At 49.8% G+C, this 21,741-nt stretch carries 23 protein-coding genes; 11 read left to right on the plus strand and 12 right to left on the minus strand.

Annotated elements, in window-relative coordinates; translation table 11 throughout:
- Positions 1–173: 173 nt before the first annotated feature.
- Positions 174–1,211, minus strand: coding sequence for a BMP family lipoprotein (locus AC3Y23_RS16925; protein ID WP_379200972.1), 1,038 nt, complete (start codon positions 1,209–1,211; stop codon positions 174–176).
- 307 nt (positions 1,212–1,518) lie between these two features.
- Between AC3Y23_RS16925 and AC3Y23_RS16930 the strand changes: the two genes are divergently transcribed.
- Positions 1,519–2,064 carry an acyl-CoA thioesterase gene (locus tag AC3Y23_RS16930; RefSeq protein WP_379200974.1) on the plus strand — a complete coding sequence of 182 codons (546 nt, stop codon included), beginning with the start codon at positions 1,519–1,521 and terminating at the stop codon, positions 2,062–2,064.
- Positions 2,065–2,211: 147 nt separating this feature from the next.
- Here AC3Y23_RS16930 and rplT read toward each other — a convergent pair whose 3' ends face one another.
- The 4 genes from rplT to AC3Y23_RS16950 all read right to left on the minus strand — a co-directional run bounded on the left by rplT (position 2,212) and on the right by AC3Y23_RS16950 (position 4,887).
- Positions 2,212–2,571, minus strand: coding sequence for a 50S ribosomal protein L20 (gene rplT, locus AC3Y23_RS16935; RefSeq protein WP_379200976.1), 360 nt, complete (start codon positions 2,569–2,571; stop codon positions 2,212–2,214).
- Between the two features lie 33 nt (positions 2,572–2,604).
- Positions 2,605–2,802 carry a 50S ribosomal protein L35 gene (gene rpmI, locus AC3Y23_RS16940; protein WP_066373235.1) on the minus strand — a complete coding sequence of 66 codons (198 nt, stop codon included), beginning with the start codon at positions 2,800–2,802 and terminating at the stop codon, positions 2,605–2,607.
- A gap of 56 nt (positions 2,803–2,858) precedes the next feature.
- Positions 2,859–3,356, minus strand: coding sequence for a translation initiation factor IF-3 (infC, locus tag AC3Y23_RS16945; RefSeq protein WP_379200979.1), 498 nt, complete (start codon positions 3,354–3,356; stop codon positions 2,859–2,861).
- A 292-nt stretch (positions 3,357–3,648) separates the two neighbouring features.
- Complete coding sequence (locus AC3Y23_RS16950; RefSeq protein ID WP_379201252.1) at positions 3,649–4,887, minus strand: glycosyltransferase family 2 protein; 1,239 nt, start codon at positions 4,885–4,887, stop codon at positions 3,649–3,651.
- Positions 4,888–5,294: 407 nt separating this feature from the next.
- Between AC3Y23_RS16950 and AC3Y23_RS16955 the strand changes: the two genes are divergently transcribed.
- Positions 5,295–5,822: a phosphatase PAP2 family protein gene (locus tag AC3Y23_RS16955; RefSeq protein ID WP_379200981.1), complete on the plus strand. Its 528-nt coding sequence runs from the start codon at positions 5,295–5,297 to the stop codon at positions 5,820–5,822.
- 52 nt (positions 5,823–5,874) lie between these two features.
- Positions 5,875–6,990 (plus strand): MGDG synthase family glycosyltransferase, encoded by a 1,116-nt coding sequence (locus AC3Y23_RS16960; protein WP_379200983.1) that lies wholly within the window; start codon positions 5,875–5,877, stop codon positions 6,988–6,990.
- Positions 6,991–7,075: 85 nt separating this feature from the next.
- Here AC3Y23_RS16960 and trmB read toward each other — a convergent pair whose 3' ends face one another.
- Together trmB and AC3Y23_RS16970 are read right to left on the minus strand one after the other, a co-directional pair.
- Positions 7,076–7,792, minus strand: a complete 717-nt coding sequence (gene trmB / locus AC3Y23_RS16965) for a tRNA (guanosine(46)-N7)-methyltransferase TrmB (protein ID WP_379200985.1) — start codon at positions 7,790–7,792, stop codon at positions 7,076–7,078.
- Between the two features lie 195 nt (positions 7,793–7,987).
- Positions 7,988–8,170, minus strand: a complete 183-nt coding sequence (locus tag AC3Y23_RS16970) for a hypothetical protein (protein WP_379200988.1) — start codon at positions 8,168–8,170, stop codon at positions 7,988–7,990.
- Between the two features lie 312 nt (positions 8,171–8,482).
- Here AC3Y23_RS16970 and mnmL point away from each other — a divergent pair, with 312 nt between their 5' ends.
- From mnmL to AC3Y23_RS17005, 7 genes are all read left to right on the plus strand, one after another.
- Complete coding sequence (gene mnmL, locus AC3Y23_RS16975; RefSeq protein ID WP_379200990.1) at positions 8,483–9,439, plus strand: tRNA modification radical SAM protein MnmL/YtqA; 957 nt, start codon at positions 8,483–8,485, stop codon at positions 9,437–9,439.
- The gene (gene mnmM / locus AC3Y23_RS16980; RefSeq protein WP_379200992.1) at positions 9,439–10,035 is read left to right on the plus strand and encodes a tRNA 5-(aminomethyl)-2-thiouridylate-methyltransferase MnmM; all 597 of its coding nucleotides are present in this window, start codon (positions 9,439–9,441) and stop codon (positions 10,033–10,035) included. Before mnmL ends, mnmM begins: the two co-directional genes overlap by 1 nt.
- Positions 10,036–10,042: 7 nt before the next feature.
- Positions 10,043–10,435 (plus strand): VOC family protein, encoded by a 393-nt coding sequence (locus AC3Y23_RS16985; RefSeq protein ID WP_379200994.1) that lies wholly within the window; start codon positions 10,043–10,045, stop codon positions 10,433–10,435.
- A 39-nt stretch (positions 10,436–10,474) separates the two neighbouring features.
- Positions 10,475–11,443 carry a type I phosphomannose isomerase catalytic subunit gene (locus tag AC3Y23_RS16990; protein ID WP_379200996.1) on the plus strand — a complete coding sequence of 323 codons (969 nt, stop codon included), beginning with the start codon at positions 10,475–10,477 and terminating at the stop codon, positions 11,441–11,443.
- Positions 11,444–11,495: 52 nt separating this feature from the next.
- Positions 11,496–12,449: an alpha/beta fold hydrolase gene (locus AC3Y23_RS16995; RefSeq protein ID WP_379200998.1), complete on the plus strand. Its 954-nt coding sequence runs from the start codon at positions 11,496–11,498 to the stop codon at positions 12,447–12,449.
- Positions 12,450–12,619: 170 nt separating this feature from the next.
- Positions 12,620–12,703: a putative holin-like toxin gene (locus AC3Y23_RS17000; RefSeq protein WP_379201254.1), complete on the plus strand. Its 84-nt coding sequence runs from the start codon at positions 12,620–12,622 to the stop codon at positions 12,701–12,703.
- A 300-nt stretch (positions 12,704–13,003) separates the two neighbouring features.
- Complete coding sequence (locus AC3Y23_RS17005) at positions 13,004–13,696, plus strand: class I SAM-dependent methyltransferase (protein WP_379201256.1); 693 nt, start codon at positions 13,004–13,006, stop codon at positions 13,694–13,696.
- A gap of 100 nt (positions 13,697–13,796) precedes the next feature.
- Here the strand turns inward: AC3Y23_RS17005 and AC3Y23_RS17010 are convergent, their stop codons facing one another.
- The 3 genes from AC3Y23_RS17010 to recQ are packed head-to-tail and all read right to left on the minus strand — an operon-like array spanning position 13,797 to position 18,709.
- A complete protein-coding gene (locus AC3Y23_RS17010; protein ID WP_379201000.1) occupies positions 13,797–14,882 on the minus strand; it encodes a nucleotidyltransferase family protein in 1,086 nt (361 codons plus the stop codon).
- Positions 14,883–14,906: 24 nt separating this feature from the next.
- On the minus strand, positions 14,907–16,859 hold the full coding sequence (locus AC3Y23_RS17015; RefSeq protein ID WP_379201002.1) for a B12-binding domain-containing radical SAM protein: 1,953 nt from the start codon (positions 16,857–16,859) through the stop codon (positions 14,907–14,909).
- A gap of 14 nt (positions 16,860–16,873) precedes the next feature.
- Complete coding sequence (recQ, locus tag AC3Y23_RS17020; protein ID WP_379201004.1) at positions 16,874–18,709, minus strand: DNA helicase RecQ; 1,836 nt, start codon at positions 18,707–18,709, stop codon at positions 16,874–16,876.
- Positions 18,710–18,970: 261 nt separating this feature from the next.
- On the opposite strand from recQ, the gene AC3Y23_RS17025 reads away from it, so the two are divergent.
- Positions 18,971–20,002, plus strand: coding sequence for an RluA family pseudouridine synthase (locus tag AC3Y23_RS17025; protein WP_379201006.1), 1,032 nt, complete (start codon positions 18,971–18,973; stop codon positions 20,000–20,002).
- Positions 20,003–20,067: 65 nt separating this feature from the next.
- On the opposite strand, the gene AC3Y23_RS17030 is transcribed toward AC3Y23_RS17025, so the two are convergent.
- Positions 20,068–20,949, minus strand: coding sequence for a cysteine ABC transporter substrate-binding protein (locus tag AC3Y23_RS17030; RefSeq protein ID WP_379201008.1), 882 nt, complete (start codon positions 20,947–20,949; stop codon positions 20,068–20,070).
- 21 nt (positions 20,950–20,970) lie between these two features.
- Positions 20,971–21,726, minus strand: a complete 756-nt coding sequence (locus tag AC3Y23_RS17035) for an amino acid ABC transporter ATP-binding protein (RefSeq protein ID WP_379201011.1) — start codon at positions 21,724–21,726, stop codon at positions 20,971–20,973.
- Positions 21,727–21,741 lie beyond the last annotated feature (15 nt).

Below are 21,741 nucleotides of genomic sequence, written 5' to 3' on the forward strand. Positions count from 1 at the left end.
TATAATACAACGGAGTAAAAACTCTCTTAAGAAAGCGATTTATCGCCCCATCCAGGACGTCATCACTGCCTACCTACTTACAAATTAACGCCTTAACCAAAGAACAAGGCCAGCTGTATAACCGGCCTTGCTCCCTTGTACTATTGTGTAATACACGAAAAAGTGAGGCAGTATTACTCAGCAGGAACTGTGATCTTTCCGTCGATGATTTGTTGCTTGTACTCATCTACTTTAGCCAGAATTTCCGGACTTACGTTAGCCTTCGAAGTTTCAGGAAGACCTACGCCATCGTCTTTCAAGCCAAGATTGGTAACTGTACCACCTTTGAAGGTACCATCGATTACTTGCTCAGATACTTTCTTAACCGCTTGGTCTACACGTTTGATCATGGAAGTCAGGGTTACATCATCACCAAATTCCAGAGATTGGTCTTTATCTACACCGATAACCCATACTTTACTTCCGCCCGATTTGTTGCGGGATTTAGCTTCGTTGAACACACCAGTTCCTGTTGCACCAGCAGCAGGGAAGATAATGTCCGCGCCAGAGTCATACAATGTAGCTGCCAAGGACTTACCAGTATCAGGCTTATCATAAGCACCAGCATAAGTAATTTTCACATCAGCATTTGGGTTAACCGCGAGTACACCTGCTTTGAAGCCAACTTCAAAACGTTTGATAACCGGGCTTTCCATACCGCCAACAAAAGCTACTTTGTTAGTTTTAGTTGTTAGACCTGCAACAACACCCACCAAGAAAGAACCTTCGTTCTCAGCAAAAGTAACGGATTCAACGTTAGGAGCATCTACAACGCTGTCGATGATTGCCAGGTTGGCGTTAGGGTTTTCTCCAGCTACTACTTTAATAGCATCGCCAAGGTCAAAACCGATACCCCATGTCAGGTTGTATCCACCCTTTACGAATTGGTTCAAGTTCGGCTGATAGTCTGCATTAGATTTACTTTGCAAGTATTTAACCTCTACACCTTTTTCCTTCTGAAGGGCTTGCAGCGCTTCCCAAGTGGATTGGTTAAAGGATTTGTCGTTAACTCCGCCTACGTCAGTAACCATACCGATCTTAACATCGGATTTAGGAGCGGCTTCTCCACCGTTTGCTGCATTAGTGCCGGCGTTATTACTTTTTCCGCAGCCAGACAAGATTACTGTTAGAGAAAGCATCGTAACGAGAGACAGCTTGAAAACCTTTTTCATTGATAGTGATCCCCCTTAATAAATTGGTCGTCCTCTGTGTTTCTAATTGGACATCCATTAGCTCAAATTATACCCGCAAAAAATGCTAAAATCCAGTCTATTAATGACCGAAGGTCAATAATAATTTGTCTTTTCGACTCAAGAAAGCGCTATCCCTGTCATAATATGTAACAAAAGCATACAAAACACGTTAGATAAGTCGAAACATCTGCAGCAGCTTCCGCTTTCTTCTTTTTAATATTATTGCACAGAATCGCAATTTCTATTATTATGAGTGCTTACAAAGCAGGAAAGGAAGTTTCAGAAAATGAGTGAAAACAAAGAAATCCCAGCGGCGGCTCCCGCCTTCAAATACTGCCGGGAATCCCGCGTATTCAAAACCGGACGAGTCTTCCCTAATGATGTCAATAATCACAAAACATTATTCGGCGGCAAGCTGATGAGCGGAATAGACGAAGTTGCTTCTATCTCAGCCATGCGGCATTGCCGGATCAACGTCGTCACCGCTTCCACCGATTCTGTGGATTTCCTGCGCCCGATCGAGCCCAGCGATTCCGTATGCTTCGAATCCTTCGTCTCCTGGACCGGACGCACCAGTATTGAGGTATTCGTAAAAATTATCGCAGAGAACCTCTACACTGGCGAACGTGCTGTTGCAGCGACCTCTTTCCTGACATTTGTAGCTATTGGCGAGGACGGACGGCCAGCTGCAGTACCGACAGTCATTCCTGAGACCGATGAAGAGAAGTTGATCAGCGAGTCAGCTGAAGAACGCGCCGAGCTACGGAAAGTCAGACGGGGTATTAGCAAAAAGCTTGCTCTTCAGCTTAACACCACCAAATACTGGGAATAGATAATTGCCGCGATAAAAAGCCCCAACGCAAGATCGTTGTTAAGGCTCGGTCTTAGTCAAAAATTCCGGAAGAACTCTCTCATCCCACAAAAAAGCACCGCCTGCGGGTTCCCCGTATAGCGGTGCTTTTCGGTTATATTACAACACTTACGCGTTGATTTTCTCTTTGGCTACAACTGCCAGCGAGTTGAATGCGTTGATATCATTCACAGCCAGATCAGCCAGCATCTTGCGGTTTACTTCTACGCCAGCCAGTTTCAGGCCGTGTACAAGTTTGCTGTAAGACAAACCGTTCAAACGAGCTGCAGCATTGATACGAACGATCCACAGTCTGCGGAAGTTACGTTTAGTTTGACGACGGTCGCGGTATGCGTAAACCATCGATTTCATTACTTGTTCTTTAGCTGTTTTGAAAATGCGGTGTTTGGAACCGAAATAACCTTTTGCCAACTTCAATACTTTTTTATGTTTACGACGAACGACGAATCCGCCTTTAACTCTTGCCATATTAATAAACCTCCCAAAAATGTGTAGTAAATATTACAAATTACCCAATTGTTGTTTCAAACGTCTTACATCCCCAGGGGCCATAACAGGGTTCGTTCCCAATACGCGCTTAGCACGTTTGGATTTGTGGGACAACAAGTGATTTCTGTGTGCTTTGTAACGTGTTACTTTACCAGTTCCGGTAATTTTGAAGCGGCCTTTAAGGCTGCTGTGTGTTTTCATTTTAGGCATTGTGTTTCCTCCTTGAATATTATGTGGTCCCCATTGCTGAGCAAAGGGTTCCGGAGTTATTGAGGCTTAGGAGCCAAAATCATGATCATGCTGCGGCCTTCCAACTTAGGCAGGCGTTCCACAACAGAGATCTCAGCAACTTCATTCTTAACGCGTTCCAGGATCTTCTGGCCGATATTGGCATGTGTAATCTCACGTCCGCGGAAACGAACCGAGCACTTCACCTTATCGCCTTCGTTCAGGAATTTAACCACATTGCGGAACTTGGTTTGATAATCATGTTCCTCAATGTTGGCACGGAACCAGACTTCCTTGATATCAACGATCTTCTGGTTCTTACGCGCTTCCTTCTCTTTCTTCTGCGTTTCATAACGGAACTTGCCGTAATCCATGATGCGGCATACCGGCGGTTTCGCCTGTGGCGCTACGTTGACTAAATCCAGATTAAGATCGATCGCCATTTGCAGTGCCTCGCGGATCGGTTTAATTCCGATTTGCTCACCTTCCGCACCTACCAACCGAACCTCTTTGGCCCGAATTTCATCATTGATCATATGTTCCTTACTGATAACTCTCCACCTCCGGATCTTGTTAACGATAAACTTCAGCACAACTTCATAAAAAAGGGATGCCGGTAACTCCCGACACCCCTGTTTGATCAACGTTCATGAACATTAACATTCATAAAGCATTGAGATCAAAACCAGCTAGCATAATGCCAGTCAGGTGAGAAGCCGGTGCTTCTTCTTGCAATCTCTATGTTTTTCACACTTAAATACTATACACTGTTGTCTATATGAATGTCAACAGGTTTTCGACTTTTTACAAAAAAACATCAGCAAACCACTATCCCTGCTTGCTTTGCACTTCCTCCAGCCTTACGACACGCGTATGCTTGGTGTGGCTCCATTGCTTGTTGTTCTGCGTGAAGAACGCATAGAACGTAATCGGATACCACGAGATCAAGTAGATTGGGAACAGAAGCAAATATGCATATACCTTCTTGAACTTGACCTTCTCTAAGATCATCGCCAAGAAGAACGTAAGCAGGTTCCCTCCTATAGCCACAAAGCCCAGCCATAATGGAAGGTGTCCATAAATATTAGCAATGTTCGGTCCGTTAAAGAAGGCATTGTCGATCCACATGACCGCTGTCATCAGGAATGTAAGCAGCACAATATATACGTTTGCCCCATAAAGGGCGAGGTCAAACTTCGTCAGACTGCGTTCCTTAATACTCTGCCACAGCAGCGGGAAGAAATAACGACGGGCCACCGTGAAGTGTCCCTGCATCCAGCGTAGGCGTTGTCTTGAGGAGGCCTTGAAGGTCAATGGTTTCTCATCGAAGACCTTGGCGTCATAGTTGAACTTCGGATATACACCCTTCGAAGCGCTGCGCATGGTGAACTCCAGATCCTCAACCAGACTTGTGGCTCCCCAACCCATTTCCTTCAGCAGCTTGGTCTCAAAGCACATGCCGGTGCCACCAAGGAAATTCGCCATGCCCAGGTTGTGACGGGAGAGCTGCCATAGACGGTTGATGTACCAGTAAGATACACCGTAAGCGGCCGTAATCCATGAATCTTCTGGATTCTTCGTATCAATGTAGCCCTGAATCACTCGTGCCCCTGAACAGAGATCATTGTTCATTTCCATCAAGAACTCGGTGTGCGCCAGGTTATCGGCATCGAACATCACGACGGCGTCATACTGACGCTGCATGCCCCACAGTTCCTTGAGCATCCATTCAATCGCATAGCCCTTACCTCGCAGATTGGCATTGGTACGGACGCAGGCATTCATGCCGTGCTCCCGAACAATCCGGGCCGTCCCATCCGTACAATTGTCACAAATCACGAATACATCGTACAGCTCCGGCGGATAATTAAGCTGTTTCAGGTTTTCCATCAGTGCGCCAACTACTTCTTCTTCATTGTGCGCCGCAACAAGTACTGCAAACGATTTTTCCGGCTTGAACTGCTCTTTTCTTTTTTTCTTTTGCAGTCCGAACAGCGAGAACGAAAACTGGTAAATCGCGATCGCCGCCAAGATCACTTGGAGCGTAACAAACAGTGCGTCTGTCATGACCTTTTTTAATGCCCCCTTTTTTTCACTCATGGTGTTCTTTTTCTCTCTGGCTTGTAAAACGTTCTTTCTGACCCTTTTGTTGCATCCCTTACAAAATAGACTACAAGCATTCACTTATTGTTGGCAGGGTCCTGGTTTTTTATATCTTCCGCGCTAAAGGATTGTTCGGATTCCCTGAGGTGAAACCCATTTTTCTCTGTTACCTTTTAAACACGTTCGGCCTGCTTGAATCATTGTAAGGCGTAAGGGTATCCCAAGTCAAAACTGGCAATTTTCGCGCAAAGCTGAGCTTTTTCTTGAATGGGCTCCCTTAAAAAAGTATGATAAAGACGGCTTCACTTTTTAAGAACGGATTGCCGCATCAATGCTAAACCGATAGCCGGACTAGCGGAGGGACAACGATTATGAGACATTTATTCATGAAACTGCATCTCTGGGAGCGGCGTCTTTTTCAATGGATTAACGGCCGGATGCATAACCGGTTTTTGAACTTCTGGCTTTACCATCTCACGCATCTGGGTGGAGCAACCCTCGCAATCGGCACTAATCTGCTGATTTGGGCCTTCGCTCCCCAGCCATGGAGAACAACGGCGATACAGGCGCTAGCTTCGCTGGCTGTCAGTCATGTGCCCGTGGCTATCGCCAAGAAGCTGTATCCGCGCAGGCGCCCCTATCTGGCCCTTCCGGGTACACGGACGTTTCGCAACCCGCTTAAGGATCATTCTTTTCCATCAGGTCATACTACTGCTATCTTTGCTTGGCTCGTTCCTTATATGGCAGCCTTTCCGCCGCTCGCCTTTGTGTTGCTTCCGTTAGGATGCACTGTCGGATTCTCACGGATGTACCTGGGCCTGCATTATCCGTCCGATGTGCTTGCAGGTGCTGTAATAGGTACCGGAGTTGCTGCCGGCACAATTGCCTTATGGTCCTGAACAGGGTAGGCTAGAATATTAGAATCCCTTTTGAGAACAGGTGAACTATACATTGCGCAAAAAAAGAGTGCTTTTGCTGTCGGAAGGCTTTGGCGCAGGTCATACGCAGGCAGCCTATGCGCTGTCCAGCAGCCTGCGCAAGCTGTCGCCCAATGTTCAAACGAAGGTGCTTGAATTAGGGAACTTTCTAAATCCTAAAATGGCACCTCTTATCGTATCTGCTTACCGGAAGACGGTGACCACTCAGCCACGGCTGATGGGGTATGTCTACCGTCATCAGAAATCATTTAACCGCCTTACCACGCTTGCCCTGCATCGCATTTTTTATACCCATACCAAAAATATTATGAAGCAGTTGCAGCCGGATATCATCGTATGCACCCACTTTATTCCCAGTGCAGTGATCTCCCGCCTGAAGCGGCTGGACCCGGATTTTAAAGTTCCGCTCTGCACTGTCATCACCGATTACGATGCGCATGCCAGCTGGATCAGTCCACATGTGGACCGTTATTTCGTCTCTACGCCGGAGGTGAAATCCAAGCTGCTTCGCCGCGGAGTCGCCTCTGCCAGTATACAGGTTACGGGAATGCCGGTGCACCCCAATTTCTGGGAGCATCCTGGCAGAGCGGAGATTCTGGAGCAATTCGGTCTTCATGATAAGCCAACGGTGATGGTGATGGGAGGCGGCTGGGGGATGATGAACGACGAGACGGTCAATCATTTCTTGGCAGGGTATCGGGAGCAGATCCAAATCGTATTTTGTCTTGGTCAGAACGAGAAGCTTCTGGAGGAAATGCGCAGAAACCCGGTGTATAACCACCCTAATATTCGCCTCCTCGGGTTCACGCGTGAGGTCGACAAGCTGATGGAGGTATCTGATCTGCTCGTCACCAAGCCAGGCGGCATGACTTGTAGTGAAGGCCTAGCCAAAGGCATTCCGATGCTCTTCCATCATCCCTTGCCCGGACAGGAGGAAGAGAATTGTCGTTATTTCACGGCGGCCGGGTTCGGCGAGCCCATTGAGTCTCTCGATGTTGTCGTCAAATGGATGGAGCGCCTGTTGAACAACTATGAGGATATGCAGAACAAGCGGAAGCACCATTTGGAACGAATCGCCCGCTACCATCCCTTGCAGAGTGCCCAAAGCATTCTCGATATGCTGGAGTAAAAGCAAACAGCGGCCCTCAGGGCCGAAATAAAAGCCGGCAAGTCCTTCGTGAATACGGAGGCTTGCCGGCTTTTAACTGATAACATTATAGTCTGTACTTGTCCATCCGGGTGGCCTGATAACGTGCCAGCGCCTCTGAACCCACAATGGCTTCGCAGCGATGAATATTGACTCCCCGTCCGTAGAACTTCGTCTCATATTCTGTCATCACATGCTCTTCATTGATCACACCGTCCGTATGCAGATCAAGTGAAATGTTCTTCATTTGCAACCCGAAATCCGCAAAAGAATTCAGCGAGAACTCGAACAAACTTCTGGAATCCGTCTTCAAATGAATCTCGCCCAGAGGGCTCAGCAGGCCACGATATTTGTCGAGAAAACGCGGATGCGTTAGACGACGACGGGCATGCTTGCTCTTCGGCCAAGGGTCACTGAAGTTCAGGTAGATGCGTTCTAGCTCCTCCGGAGCAAACACTTCTTCCGCATAGTCGATATTGGCAAGCGCCAGCTTCAGGTTAGGCGGGGTCTCATGACCTTGCGGCTCCCATACAGCTCTCGCTTTTTCTCCGGCACGGCGGATCAATTCATCGTACATGTCCACACCGATAAAGTTGATATCGGGATATTTGGAGCTCATTTGGCTGATAAACTGCCCTTTGCCCATTCCAAATTCGACATGAATCGGATGGTCATTCCCGAACAAGGCAGCCCATTGCCCTTTATGGCTACGGGGGTCGAGGACAACCAGATCAGCCTGGCCCTCGAGACTTTCACGTATTCCTTTTCTTCCACGTAAACGCATGCGTATTCCTCCGCTTATCGAATGCTGTAACTGTCACTTGCAATATTGTGCCGAACTTGTCCCCAAAAGTAAAGGCATAACGGCAAAAAAAAGGAATCCATCATACCAGCCCAAGGAAGGCTGCTGCGAGAATCCCTTACTGATTACTATTGAAATTGGGTCATGCTTTACTACACCACCGGTGGTGTGCTCAGCTTACTTTGCTCCGGAATTGAAATCGAGCGTCTTCTCGAACGCATTACGAATCTTGCGCTGCGCTTCCGTCTTAATCTTGTGGTTACCGTTAAATTCTACACCTGTCAATGCAAGGGCCTCATCAGGGGTTAATGTAACGTCAATCGAACCTTTGCCATCGGCATATGCCGTTTGAGAATTCATCGATATCACCTCACGGTTATTAGTATGGACCGGACGACACGAAAGTATGAATTCAATACAAGGAAAATGTCTTGATATTACTGACTTTTTACACTTCAAATATAACATAAGGTGTAAGTATTAACAAGCCAATTTTTCTATTTTCCGGCCTAAATTTCAGCGATCTTTACAGTGCCTCTTGTTACGCTGGACGGTGATTTTTGGTACAATGGATTGGACTCATGACGCATGATAAAATTACTTGCGTCTTCTTTATAAGTCGATATACTAACCGTATAGCAGAGAATGAACCGAATTTCAAAGGAGCAACCCATGTTTAACCTATTAGAGACCTCCTCCGCCCCTTTGTGGGGAGATAAACGTTTTCATACCTGGAACTACGAAATGCGTGAGCAGATGAATACAAAAGTGTTCAAAGTCATGCTCGATGCCGGTTTCACTTGTCCGAACCGGGACGGATCCATTGCCAAAGGCGGCTGCACCTTCTGCAGCGCGCGAGGCTCCGGAGATTTTGCCGGCAGCCGCCGCGATGATCTCATCACCCAGTTCAATAAGGTACGTGATCGGCAGCATCTCAAATGGCCGAATGCCAAATACATCGGCTATTTCCAGGCTTACACTAATACTTACGCTCCAGTAGAAGAACTGAGAGAATATTTTGAAGTTATTCTTCAGCAGCCAGGTGTTATAGGACTGTCCATCGCTACCCGGCCGGACTGCCTGCCAGATGATGTAGTCGAGTATCTGGCAGAGCTGAACAAGCGTACTTACCTTTGGGTGGAAATGGGCCTTCAGACGATCCATGACTCCACCTCAGAGCTGATTAACCGTGCTCATGATACAGCCTGTTATCTGGAAGCTGTCGAGAAGCTGCGCAAACACGACATCCGAATCTGTACACACATCATTCACGGGCTGCCACAGGAAACCCATGAAATGATGCTGGAGACGGTCTCGGCCGTAGCCAACATGGATGTACAGGGCATTAAGATCCACCTGCTTCACCTCATGCGCAAGACGCCGATGGTGAAGCAGTATGAAGCCGGCCTGCTTCGTTTTATGGAGCAGGACGAATATATCAAGCTGATTGTCGACTCCCTGGAACTTCTGCCACCAGAGATGATTGTGCACCGTCTGACCGGTGATGCCCCGCGCGATCTACTCATTGGGCCAATGTGGAGCCTCAAGAAATGGGAAGTCCTCAACGGCATCGATAATGAGCTGATTGCCCGGAACTCCTGGCAAGGCAAGTACTGGAGGCAACGCTAATGGGCTTCTGGTCTGTTCTTAGCTTCGCCCAGAAGCTGACCACCGAGCGGCTATCCTCTGGTGGCCGCGCCATTGATGCCACCGTCGGAACAGGGGCTGATACCCTGTTCCTGGCGAAGCTCTGCGGGCCGCGCGGCGAAGTCCGCGGCTTCGACATCCAGGCGGAGGCGCTCGCGCTGGCTGAAGAGCGTCTCCGCGCGGCGGGCGAGGCGTCACCTGGGACGCTGGCCCCGGTAACGCTGCTGCAGAGCAGCCACGCCGACATGCTTGAAGCGGTTCCGGAAGACTGGCCCGGAACCGTGTCGGCGGTGATGTTCAATCTCGGCTATCTCCCTGCGGGAGATGCCGATAAGACCATCATCACCAAGCCCGACAGCTCCCTTGCGGCTCTGGAAGCCGCGCTCGAGCTACTTCGCCCCGGCGGGATCATCACAGCGGTGCTGTATCCCGGGCATGACGGCGGCGACCTGGAAGCCGCTGCCGTGGAGTCTTGGGCCGCTGCCATCCCGCCTGTCGTCGCCCAAAGCATTGTATACCGCCAGTTACAGCGGGCATCTGCCCCTTACTGCCTGGCGCTGGAGAAGAAAAGGAGCTGAAGACCGCATGGCCGTACACAAAATTGAGCATGTTGGGATCAAGGTCTCTTCTCTTGAGACCTCGATTGATTTCTATCGCAACGTCATTGGCCTGACACTGGCCGAAACGGTCGGTGAGCTGGGCGACCGTCTACGGCTGGCCTTTCTCTCTTTTCCGGGACAAGCCTCTGTCGAGGTGGAGTTGATTGAGTCTCTATGGGAGGGCCTGCCTGATGAAGGCCGGGTCAGTCATATTGCCTTTACGGTCTCCGAGATCGAGGGTGAGTACCAGCGAATAGAAAGCCTTGGTCTTGAGGGCCTGACCGCCATCCGTCAATTGGAGGGTGGCAGCCGGTTTTTCTTTTTTGATGGACCAGATCATGAAAAAATTGAGTTTTTTGCATCCACCCGCAAGGTCTAACAGCAGCTAAATTTTACTATCAGAGAGGAAGATGTAATCATGACTCAACCTTATCCATTGAAATTTCAACCAGAATTCCAAGAACGTGTTTGGGGCGGACGTGCCCTGGAGAAATTCGGACTGGACCTGCCAGAAGGCCATATCGGCGAAGGCTGGATGATTGCTGACCACCCTAACGGAACTTCTTCCGTGGTCAACGGAGACCTTGCCGGACAAGGACTGGATCAAATCCGCGAGCAATTCGGACGGGAATGGTTCGGCAGCAAAGGGATTTCGGAAGCAGGCGGCAGATTTCCGCTCCTGATCAAACTCCTGGATTGTAACGATAATCTCTCCGTACAGGTACACCCTACCGATGATTACGAAGGATTGCCGAAGGGCGAACTGGGCAAAACAGAAATGTGGTACGTTCTTGACGCCAAACCAGATGCGAAAATCATCTACGGATTGAAGGAAGGCGTTGACCGCGAAACATTGCGTCAGGCGATGGAGAACGGTACAGTCATGGACACGCTGCAAGAAGTCTCTGTATCGGCAGGCGATACATTCTATATTCCGGCCGGAACAGTGCATGCCCTGTGTGCAGGTGTTGTTGTAGCCGAGATTCAGCAAAACTCGGATACTACATACCGTATCTACGACTACGACCGTCCAGGTCTGGACGGCAAGCCGCGTGAGCTTCATATCGAGGATTCCCTTAACGTAACGGCCTACGAAGGTGCGGGGGCCACTTCCATGAAGACTGACAGTGCAGTCCCTGGAGAATGGCTGCAGCTTGCTGCCTCCCCTTATTTCATTGTGGAAAAAGGGATTGTACAAGGCGAATGGAATCTCGCCACCACTCCGGACAGCTTCACGATCCTCGTGATCTGTGAAGGCAGCGGCCATCTGACTTGGGAAGGCGGATCACAGCCTTACGCTGCAGGCGAATGCTACCTGTTGCCAGCCAATCTGGGGGCTTATGGAATCGAAGGCCAATCCACAGTGCTTCGCTCCTATTTGCCATAAGACTTCCTAAATCCAGTGTCTTTGCCCGCAATCTTGTTCAGGAGGATGGGCTATGTTGGAAAATAGTTTTACAATGACGGATCCCATCGGGGTCGATATACATGTCTATGAATGGTTGCCGGAACCCGGCGCTACGGTCAGGGGCATCGTGCAGATCTCGCACGGGATGTCCGAGACGGCAGCCCGTTATGCCCGCTTCGCGAAGGCGCTGACGACAGCGGGATATGCTGTCTATGCCAATGATCACCGGGGTCACGGCAAAACGGCAGGCCAAGTGAATCTGCTTGGCGATACCGGCCAGGATGGCTTCTACTGGATGCGGCGCAATCTGCTGCAGGTCGCTGAGATTGCAACCTCCAGGCATGAGAATCTGCCGATCTTTCTGTTTGCACACAGCATGGGCTCCTTTCTGGCTCAAAAGCTGATGTGCGAAGAGGGCAGCTCGACTTATGCCGGGTATATTCTCAGCGGTACCAACGGTCCACGCAGTATGCTTAGGCTTGGGGAATCCCTTGCGAACATCCAGTACCGTCTTCAAGGAGAACTGCATCGCAGCATATTGTTAAACAGCATCGTATTCGGCAGCTACAACCGCGGGTTCTTGCCAATGAGAACCCCATTTGACTGGCTGAGCAGTGATCCAGACGAGGTTGACCGGTTTGTATCCGACCCTTTTTGCGGTGCCATCTGTACCACCCGCTTTTTCCGCGACTTCTTCCGGCTGTTGCGTGATATCCATTCCGAGACGTCACTCGCCTCCTTGTGCACAGACAAGCCAGTGTATCTGTTCTCTGGAGAATTGGACCCTGTCGGCATGAAGGGCACAGGTGTACTGAAGCTGGCAGAGCTGTATAGGAACAAGGGGATTCAGGATGTAGCCTGTCGGTTATATCCCGGAGGCCGACACGAAATGCTAAATGAAGTAAACCGCGATCAGGTAACCGCAGATGTACTGGATTGGCTGGTTCATCACCTCCCCACGGGGAAATCATTGCTGCAATCCTAAATTAAACAAAGACAGGTTATTCCGAATTACGGAATAGCCTGTCTTTTTGCACTCCACTATAAATCTACTAATGCTCCATTTTTTAACTTCATAATTATGATATTATTTTATTGTACAAACACTGGCTTCAATAGCGGCGGTCTATCTCCTTACTAAGGAGGTGACACTCCATGGAGGTCAAGGATGCCCTAACATTAATGTTCGCTTTTGGCATGTTTATACTATCACTGCTCGCCTATCTAAAAAAGAAATAGACCGCCCCGGCAAGGTAACGGTCTATTCCACACACAAGCGATAACGGCCGACTGCTATGAAGCAGTGGTTGTACGCTGGGAACCGTGTTTGCCGCACGGCTCCTTTTTCATTCCTATTATAGCACAATCCATATTATTACATAATCACAACACAGATCATAATAAATACAAGTTGCTCAGAAAGTAAATTTGTCACAGCTGTCTTTACTTCATGGGCTGTAAAATACTTCTCATAATAAGGAGGCTGATACACGTGACTGATTTGGATGGTACGAAGCAGATTCTCGACTACTAAAAGTCATCTACGATATCGGCGGAGGTATAGGCGTATACTCCAGGTGGCTAGCAGAATTGGGTCATGAGGTTCATATGTTCGAGCTTGCACCCAAAGCTGTGGAATACGCGCGAGCGCTTCAGGACTCCAAGCAAATCGTACCTATTCATACCATTGAGGTTGCCGATGCCCGAAGCATTGCGCGCCCTGATAACAGTGCTGACTTTGTATTACTGATGGGACCGCTTTATCATTTACCTGAACGAAAAGAAAGAATGGCGGCGATACATGAAGCCAAAAGGGTCCTGAAACCTGGCGGAATTATCATTGTCTCTGCGATCTCCCGCTTTAGTTCAACCTTATGGGGATTATCTGTATACGGAGGGCAAAATGACTATTTGGAAGATCCCATTTTTTCAGCAATGATTAAACAGGAACTGACAAATGGCCAGCATATTCGACCAGAGGCTTATCCTTCGTTTATCTCCCGGGCCTTTTTCCATCTACCGGAGGAATTAAATAGCGAACTTGCAGAGGCAGGCTTCATGGACACTAAGATGCTAGCCGTTGAAGGGCCAGTGTGGATCGTGCCTACATTTACTGAGAAGTGGAAGAACGAACACAGTAGAGCAGAACTATTGAAAATATGCTCACTGGTAGAAGAGCAGGAAAGCTTACTAGGAATGAGTCCACATATGCTGGCTGTCGCTAAAAAATAGTTAACGGCAGCACTCTAGCCATTTCTGCTTAATATAGCGACGAAAACACCTTTAGGCAACTGCCCGAAGGTGTCTTTGTGTTAGAGAGGAATAGAACGATTTACCAAGGTACAATTTGCAGCTCAGGCCATTTATCCGCCCACTTCTGTGCCTTGCTGAGGTAGATCGTTTCATTGATCAGCGCCTTGTTCGGACGAACGGTCAATGTAAACAAATCCTCCAGACCGTATGGGGCATAAATCTGCCAGCTGCCATCCCTATTCAGCCTTGCACCCAAGCAGGTTGCTGTTGTAGGCCATGTATCAAGCGCCGCCTCCAATGTAGTATAAGGCTTGAGCTCTATTCCGAATTTATCGCGGTACCAAAGATGGACACGGGCCTGGTTTTTCAGATCAACAGGAATAGGGATGTCTGCGAACAACGCCTTGGCTTTCACAATCATTGCATCTTCGCTTTCGTAACTGAGATCAGTGTTGTCGTAGTAGACAATATCGATATCTTCAATCCCATAATGGAGCGGTCTCCCGGTTAGCTCGTTCCAGACCGTTTGGACAAGACAGCCTGCACCAATATAATACGGGTAAGGCTCCAGTGCCTGAGCGCCGTGAAATAAATTCATTAACACGGAGCTTCCGGTGATAATTCCGATCAGTCTTTGGCTTAAGTCTGCCGCCTCAGCCGGATTTTTCGATGTTGAACTGCTCAGCAGATCATACTGAAGAATTTTCTGCTGGCCTTTTTTCCCCATTCGACGCAACCCATGATCGACAAACCCCGCCTGGGAATACAAGCGTTCTGCCGGAAGGTTCCTTTCATTCACAGCAAGAACCACTTCCCTTACCGTTGGAAAATGCAGCTGAACGAACTGCGGCAGCAATAACAGCGCCGACTTGGCATAACCCTTCCCCTGGTGCGCATAATCAATCAGGAAAGCACGAAGCAGCAGTGCTCCGGAATGATTCGGATAGAAATCGGAAATCCCCTCACCACCATGAAGAATGAAAAAACCGACCGGCCGCTCTCCTTCCAGGATGACAACGGCCGTTCTGTCGCCATCCTCCAAAGCAGTTGCCAGTGTATCTCTGGGCATACCGGTGAACTGCCCTTGCTCTTCTGGAAGGTAAAAACGAAGCAACGCTTGCTTGTATTTATCCTCATACAGAGCCAATGAAATTCCTTGATTCACGAATAAGCCCTTCTTTCCTCTTCCCTAGACCAAGGGCATGGTGTAATACTTCGGCTTTCCACTCTCATCCTGCTGGTACAGCACGATGAGCAATGTGTTCCCTCCGGCCGGAACATCAGCGACAAGCGTGGAGGTGTTCGCCTGCTCAGATGCCTGGGCGGACAAACCCTCCTCACCCGGAACAGCTGCTTCGACTCCTGCTCGGGCTGTAGCGGAGATCCCGGCAACAGCAAGGAAAGCGCCGTTATCGGGTTCACCTATGGCTTGGAGCTCCCCGCCAACCGTCGTTCCTTCATCAGCCCGCAAGCCACTGATGGATGTCAGCACTTCTTCAAGCGGGAAGGGCAGCAGCTCCAGCACGGCATATTTTTGCAGCTCACGTTCATTAATCCCCGTTCTTACTCCTGCAAGTTCCATGGACAAAATTTCTGGATTCGCAGCAATCTCCTTCAACCAGGAGGCCCACTGCGACTTACCGAGCGTAGGCTCCCACCAGATTTTACGCGGCTTGTACTTATGCCCAAGGAAGTAGTCGAGCTTCATGAGTCCGGTGATAATGTCCATCGACTTCGTGCCTCGCTCAGTCAAGAAATCATGTAGCCTTATGAACAGGTCCTCCAGCTGATGGCCAATCTTCTGCCAGCCCTGCTCCTCCCAGTAATCGCCGAATTCTTGAAAGAAGTCAAAGGGTGAAGGAAACACATGGCGAATCAAATACTTAATGGAATGATCCAGCCGATGGCTGTTCCAGTATTTCTCCAGCACATCCTCTAGCCGTTTCAGGCGGATAATGTCGCCAAAAGACATCACATGGCTGCTCAAAATTTCATAAGGAGCGTGCTCCATATATGTGTAATCATATTTGGCTGCCTGCGACCGCAGCCCGGTGCCGCGCAGCATTTTCAAAAAGCCTAATTGCAATTCTTCCGGCTCCATCGCGAACACATCATTAAAGGTCTTGCGGAACGTTGCGTAATCCTCCTGCGGCAGTCCGGCGATCAGATCAAGATGCTGGTCGATATTGCCACTGGCCTTGATCTTCATCACCGTACGCGACAGCTTCGCAAAGTTCTGGCGGCGTTTGACCAACTCATTCGTCTCATCGTTGGTCGACTGCACACCAATCTCGAACCTGAAGATGCCCGGGGGTGCATTTTCCGCCAGAAAATCCAGTACCTCCGGCCGCATAATATCCGCCGTAATCTCGAATTGGAACACACAACCCCGGTGATTATCAATCAGGAACTGGAACATTTCCATCGCATAATTGCGGTTAATATTAAAAGTCCGGTCGAGGAACTTGATGATCTTGGCTCCATTGTCAATCAGGTAGAGCAGGTCAGACTTCACGCGCTCAATATCATAATACCGGACACCGACCTCAATACTGGACAGGCAGAACTGGCAGTTGAAAGGACAGCCCCGGCTGGTCTCAAAATATACGATCCGTTTGCTTAAATCTGGCAAATCATCGGCAAAACGATGCGGCGTGGGCAATGTGTTCAGATCACTTTTCGGCCGGGGAGGATTGACGATCAATTCCTCTCCCTTGCGATAAGCCGCACCGTACACAAAATGGAACTTGCGGTCATCCCGCAGCTCCTGGAGCAAATGATGGAACGTCTCTTCACCGTCTCCATTCACCACAAAATCAACGCCCGGCTCACGCTTCATCCAGTACAGCGGCTCATAGGACACTTCCGGCCCGCCAAGCACAATCGTCACTTCAGGCATGACTTTCTTGAGGATACCGATCACCTTGATCGTCTCCTCGATATTCCAGATATAACAGGAGAAGCCGATCACATCCGGCCGTCTCTGGAACAGGTCAGATACTATATTCATTACAGGGTCTTTAATCGTATACTCCGCCAAATGAATATCACTGAATTCATGCTCGCTGTACGCCTTAAGCAGGCGGATCGCTAGCGAGGTGTGAATGTACTTGGCGTTTAATGTAGCCAGGATGATCTTCATGCGCTACGCCCTCTTTACAAGTCATTTTGGAAAAACTCAAGGAACGGTTTACCATACTTGCGGTATTTCACTTCACCGACACCCTTCACCCTCAGCATTTCCGCTTCGGTCTGTGGACAAACCACACTCATCTCACGCAGGGTCGCATCATTGAAAATAATATAGGACGGCACATGCTCCCGGCCTGCCAGCTCCCGCCGGATCAGGCGAAGCTGCTCAAACACCGTCTCGTTAACCGCCGACGGCGACAAGTCGCGCACCCGGCTGCGCTCCCGCGAGCTTGAAGGTGATCCAGCCCGCGATGGCCGAGCCACCCGCTGCAGCACCTGACGCTGACCGCGCAGCACTTCTGCAGCCGGAAGCTGCAGTCTAACTACCGGATACTGCCCCTCCGACAGGGCCAGATATCCTTCCGAGATCAGCACGTTGATGCTCTCCGTAATCTCCTTCTCCGTCCGTCCGGACATCGCGCCATGGGTTGGCAGCGACTCGAAGCCGTATTGCAGCACCTTCTGGTTACGGGAACCTTTCAGCACAGAGGCCACCAAGGCAACCCCAAAACGCTCACGCATGCGGTGAATGCAGGAGAAAATTTTCTGCGCATCCACGGTCATGTCCACTAGCTCACGCTCATCCGTACATGAGCTGCAAATGCCACAAGGCTTGTCCTTATGCACCTCGCCAAAATAATCCAGCTGCGCACTGCGCAGACAGCGGGTGGAATAACAGTATTCGATCATCTGTTGAAGCTTGCGGTATTCATTGGCTTTGCGCTCAGGGTCCTGCGGATTCTGCTCGATCAGGAATTTCTGGGTCATGATATCCTGGGCGCTGAACAGTAAAATACACTGGCTCGGCTCCCCATCCCGTCCGGCCCGGCCTGCTTCCTGAACGTAAGCCTCCATATTCTTCGGCATGTTGTAGTGAATAACATAACGGACATTGGACTTGTCGATCCCCATGCCAAACGCATTCGTCGCCACCATCACCCGGATGTCGTCATAGAGAAAGCCCTCCTGGCTCTCCGCCCGTTCCTGGTCATTCATCCCGGCATGATAGCGCCCAGCGGCAATCCCGGTATTCAGCAGCCGTTGATACAGATCGTCAACATCCTTGCGGGTCGCCGCATAAATAATGCCTGGCTGGTGTGTATGCGAAGCCGTATAATCCAGTACGAACTCACGCTTATTCTCACCACGCAATACGGACATCGCCAGATTGTCACGCCCAAGTCCGGTCATGAAGACGCCCGGCTCGCGTAAGCGTAGCAGACGGACGATATCCTCCATTACCTCCGGCGTGGCCGTCGCCGTGAACGCCGCCAGAATGGGCCGCTGCGGTAGCTCATCTACGAACGGAGACACGGAAAGATAGCTGGTGCGGAAGTCATGCCCCCACTGGGAGACACAGTGCGCCTCGTCCACCGCTACGCAAGAGATGGACAAGCCTGCCATCTCCAGACGAAACCAGTCCAGCTCCAGCCGCTCCGGTGCGACATAAAGCAGCTTCAAGTCACCCCGGCGGGCCGCACGGATGCGTTCATTAACTTCCTTGCCGCTCAGCGTGCTGTTGATATACGCAGCCGGAATACCAGCCGTGATGAGTGCATCTACCTGATCCTTCATCAGCGAGATGAGCGGCGAGATTACCAGGGTCAGACCCGGCATTAACAGAGCTGGCACCTGATAACAGATGGACTTCCCGCCCCCGGTAGGCATAATACCGAGTGTGTCGCGCCCTTCCAGCAGATTTCCAACGATTTTCTTCTGACCCTCCCGGAAATCGGGATAGCCGTAATATTTTTGCAGTTCAACCTGCGCCTGTTCCATAGTAGGTGCTTGCATAGTCATATCTATCATAACTCCTTAGATCTATCTCTCTTTAGTTTACCGGGCAGCAGAGTAATGAGCAACCGCCCGACCACATTTCCAGCTCTCTTTCTTCTTTTGGAAAAGACACATAAAAAGAATAGGTTTGAGCCAAGCTTTATATAAAAACTATAATTAGTAGGAATACATCGACCCTGTTCTATATCTGATTCCAACAATAGTAATTCTTCAGAGGCCATGGTATATTGAAGAGTACAATATCAGAGGACGGAGAATGCAATCATGAACACAAGACGAAATCCCGGGGAGACCTCTGCAAGAAATGCGAAGCCTGCCCGCACAACCAAACCCCAACACAAAACACAACCCAAAGCAGGTACCAGAAACCATAGCAAGCCAAATAGCAGACCAAATCCAAAGGCCAAGACACCAGCAGCACCAAAAACCTATACGGTAACTGAGCCAGTGGAACTGTTATCCTTTTTGCTCAGTCACGTCAGCGGACGTGGACGCAATGCGATCAAATCCATTCTCGCTCGTGGTCAGGTATCGGTTAATGGCAAGACGACAACCCAGCATAATTTCCAACTTCAACCGGGCTATAGTATTGTGATCGAAACTGAAAAACCGGTGCAGCCGGAAGTTCTGAACGGACTCACCATTGTGCATGAGGATGATGATATCATCGTGATCCAGAAGGATGCGGGACTGTTGTCCATTGCTACTGGAGAAGAAAATGAATTGACGGCCTACCGCCAGCTCATGGAGCATGTACGTCGCAGCAATCCGAAGAATCGAATCTTTGTGGTACATCGCCTGGACCGCGACACCTCAGGGGTTATGATGTTTGCCAAAAGCGAACGTATTCAGCAGGCCCTGCAGAATACGTGGAAGGATACTGTGAAAGAACGCTCCTACGTGGCGCTTGTCGAAGGGGCCGTTAAAAAGCCGGAAGGCACCGTCAGCTCCTGGCTGAAGGAAACTGCCACTCTCAAGATGTATTCCAGTCCTTATGAAGGCGACGGCCTGCATGCCGTTACCCATTACAAGTTGATCCAGTCCAATCGCCACTTCTCCTTGCTGGAAGTGCAGCTGGAGACAGGGCGCAAGAACCAGATCCGCGTCCACATGGCCGATATCGGCCACCCTATTGCAGGCGACAAAAAATACGGAGCAGAGACCAAAACCGTAGGCCGGCTCGGACTGCATGCCCGCGTTCTGTCCTTTGTTCATCCGAAGACAGAAGAATTGCTGACCTTCGAGAGCCCGATTCCTAAAGCGTTCTTGAAATATACCTCGCCTGAATCGAGATAATAAAAAAGTCTGTCCCATCAAGCTATCAACATAGCTGAGGGACAGACTTTTTTTATGTTCAAGACTTACTGCACCTTCCCGCCTTCTACAACCAGTTGGTCGGTGAAGCCTTCACCGTATACCTCTTTCAAGGTCTCGTTATACGCCTCATGAATGAACTTTTCCTTGCCCAGTGTGCCCAGCTCGTTGTTGATCCAGTCCAGCAGCTCCTTATTGCCCTTGGCAACAGCCGGAGCAATGGTGTCTTGGCCACCGAACTCGGGAATGCTGACCGTAAAACCAGGGTTGGACTTGGCCCAAGCGATTAGCTCGGTATTGTCGTTAGCAATCGCCGCGCCGCGTCCATCTTTGAGGGCAGCGAAAATTTCTGTGTATTGGTCAAATTTCAGCAGCTCCACATCCGGGTATTCCTTGGTGAAGTAGGACTCAGCCGTTGTGCCTTTAGCGACAATCAGCTTCTTGCCCTTCTCCTTCAACTGGTCAATGGAAGTAATCGGGGCACTGTCTGGCGACACAATTCCGAAGGACAGCTTCATGTACGGGTCAGCAAAATCGACCTTTTCCTTCCGCTCATCAGTAACCGTGAAGTTCGCCATAATGATATCTACTTTATTGGATTCCAAATAAGCTACACGGCTGGCTGCATCCACGAGAACGAACTCAGCCTTGGATTCATCGCCTAGCAAGTCTTTCGCAAAACGCTTGGCAATGTAGACGTCGAACCCCTGGTTCTTGCCCGCTGAATCCACATAACCAAATGGCGGTTTATCCGCGAATACACCAATTCGGATCTTGCCATTCTTCTTCAATTGCTCAATCGAAGCAAACTTGGAGGAGCCGGTACTGCCACTGTCCTTGTCCGAATTGCCGTTACTGCAGGCCGCAAGACCCACCAATAACAGACTGGCCAACACGACAGACGTTAACAACTTCAATCCTTTTCTCATCTCTCTTCATCTCCCTTGAGTCTATAATTTGTCGTACTGAAATATATCCAGAAAATGCTGGGCACGTTCTGTCGACGGTGAAGTGAAAAACTGTTCCGGTGATGATATCTCGCAAATTTTGCCTTGATCCATAAAGACAATTCGGTCACCTACAGATCTTGCGAAGCCCATCTCATGGGTGACGATAAGCATCGTCATTCCCTGCTTGGCAAGCCCCAAAATGACCTCAAGCACCTCTCTCACCATTTCGGGGTCAAGCGAGGCAGTTACCTCATCGAACAACATGATTTCTGGGTTCATGCATAGTGCCCGGACAATGGCAATCCGCTGCTTTTGTCCCCCCGACAGCTGGCGTGGGTAGGCATCCTTCCGGTCAAGCAGCCCTACCCGCTCCAGCAGCTGCTCCGCCTGCCGCTGTGCTTCGTCTCTGCTGCGCTTCTGCACCTTCAGCGGCCCGAGCAGAATGTTCTCGATAACCGTCATATGCGGGAACAGCTCGTAATTCTGGAATACCATGCCAATATGCTGCCGCACCTCGCGAAAATCCACATCAGGCTTCGCCAGATCCTGATTGCGATAATGAATTCTCCCGGCCTGGACAGGTTCCAGGCCGTTAAGACATCGCAGGAAGGTACTCTTCCCACAGCCAGAGGGGCCGAGAATGACGATGACTTCTCCCTTGCCCACTTGCAGGTCGATCCCCTCCAGCACTTTACGATCATCAAAGCTCTTCTCTAGCCCCTCTATCTCCAGCAAAATTTCCCCCGACTGTGTCATTGCGATCTGTCCTTC

The sequence above is a fragment of the Paenibacillus sp. MAHUQ-45 genome (assembly GCF_058133325.1).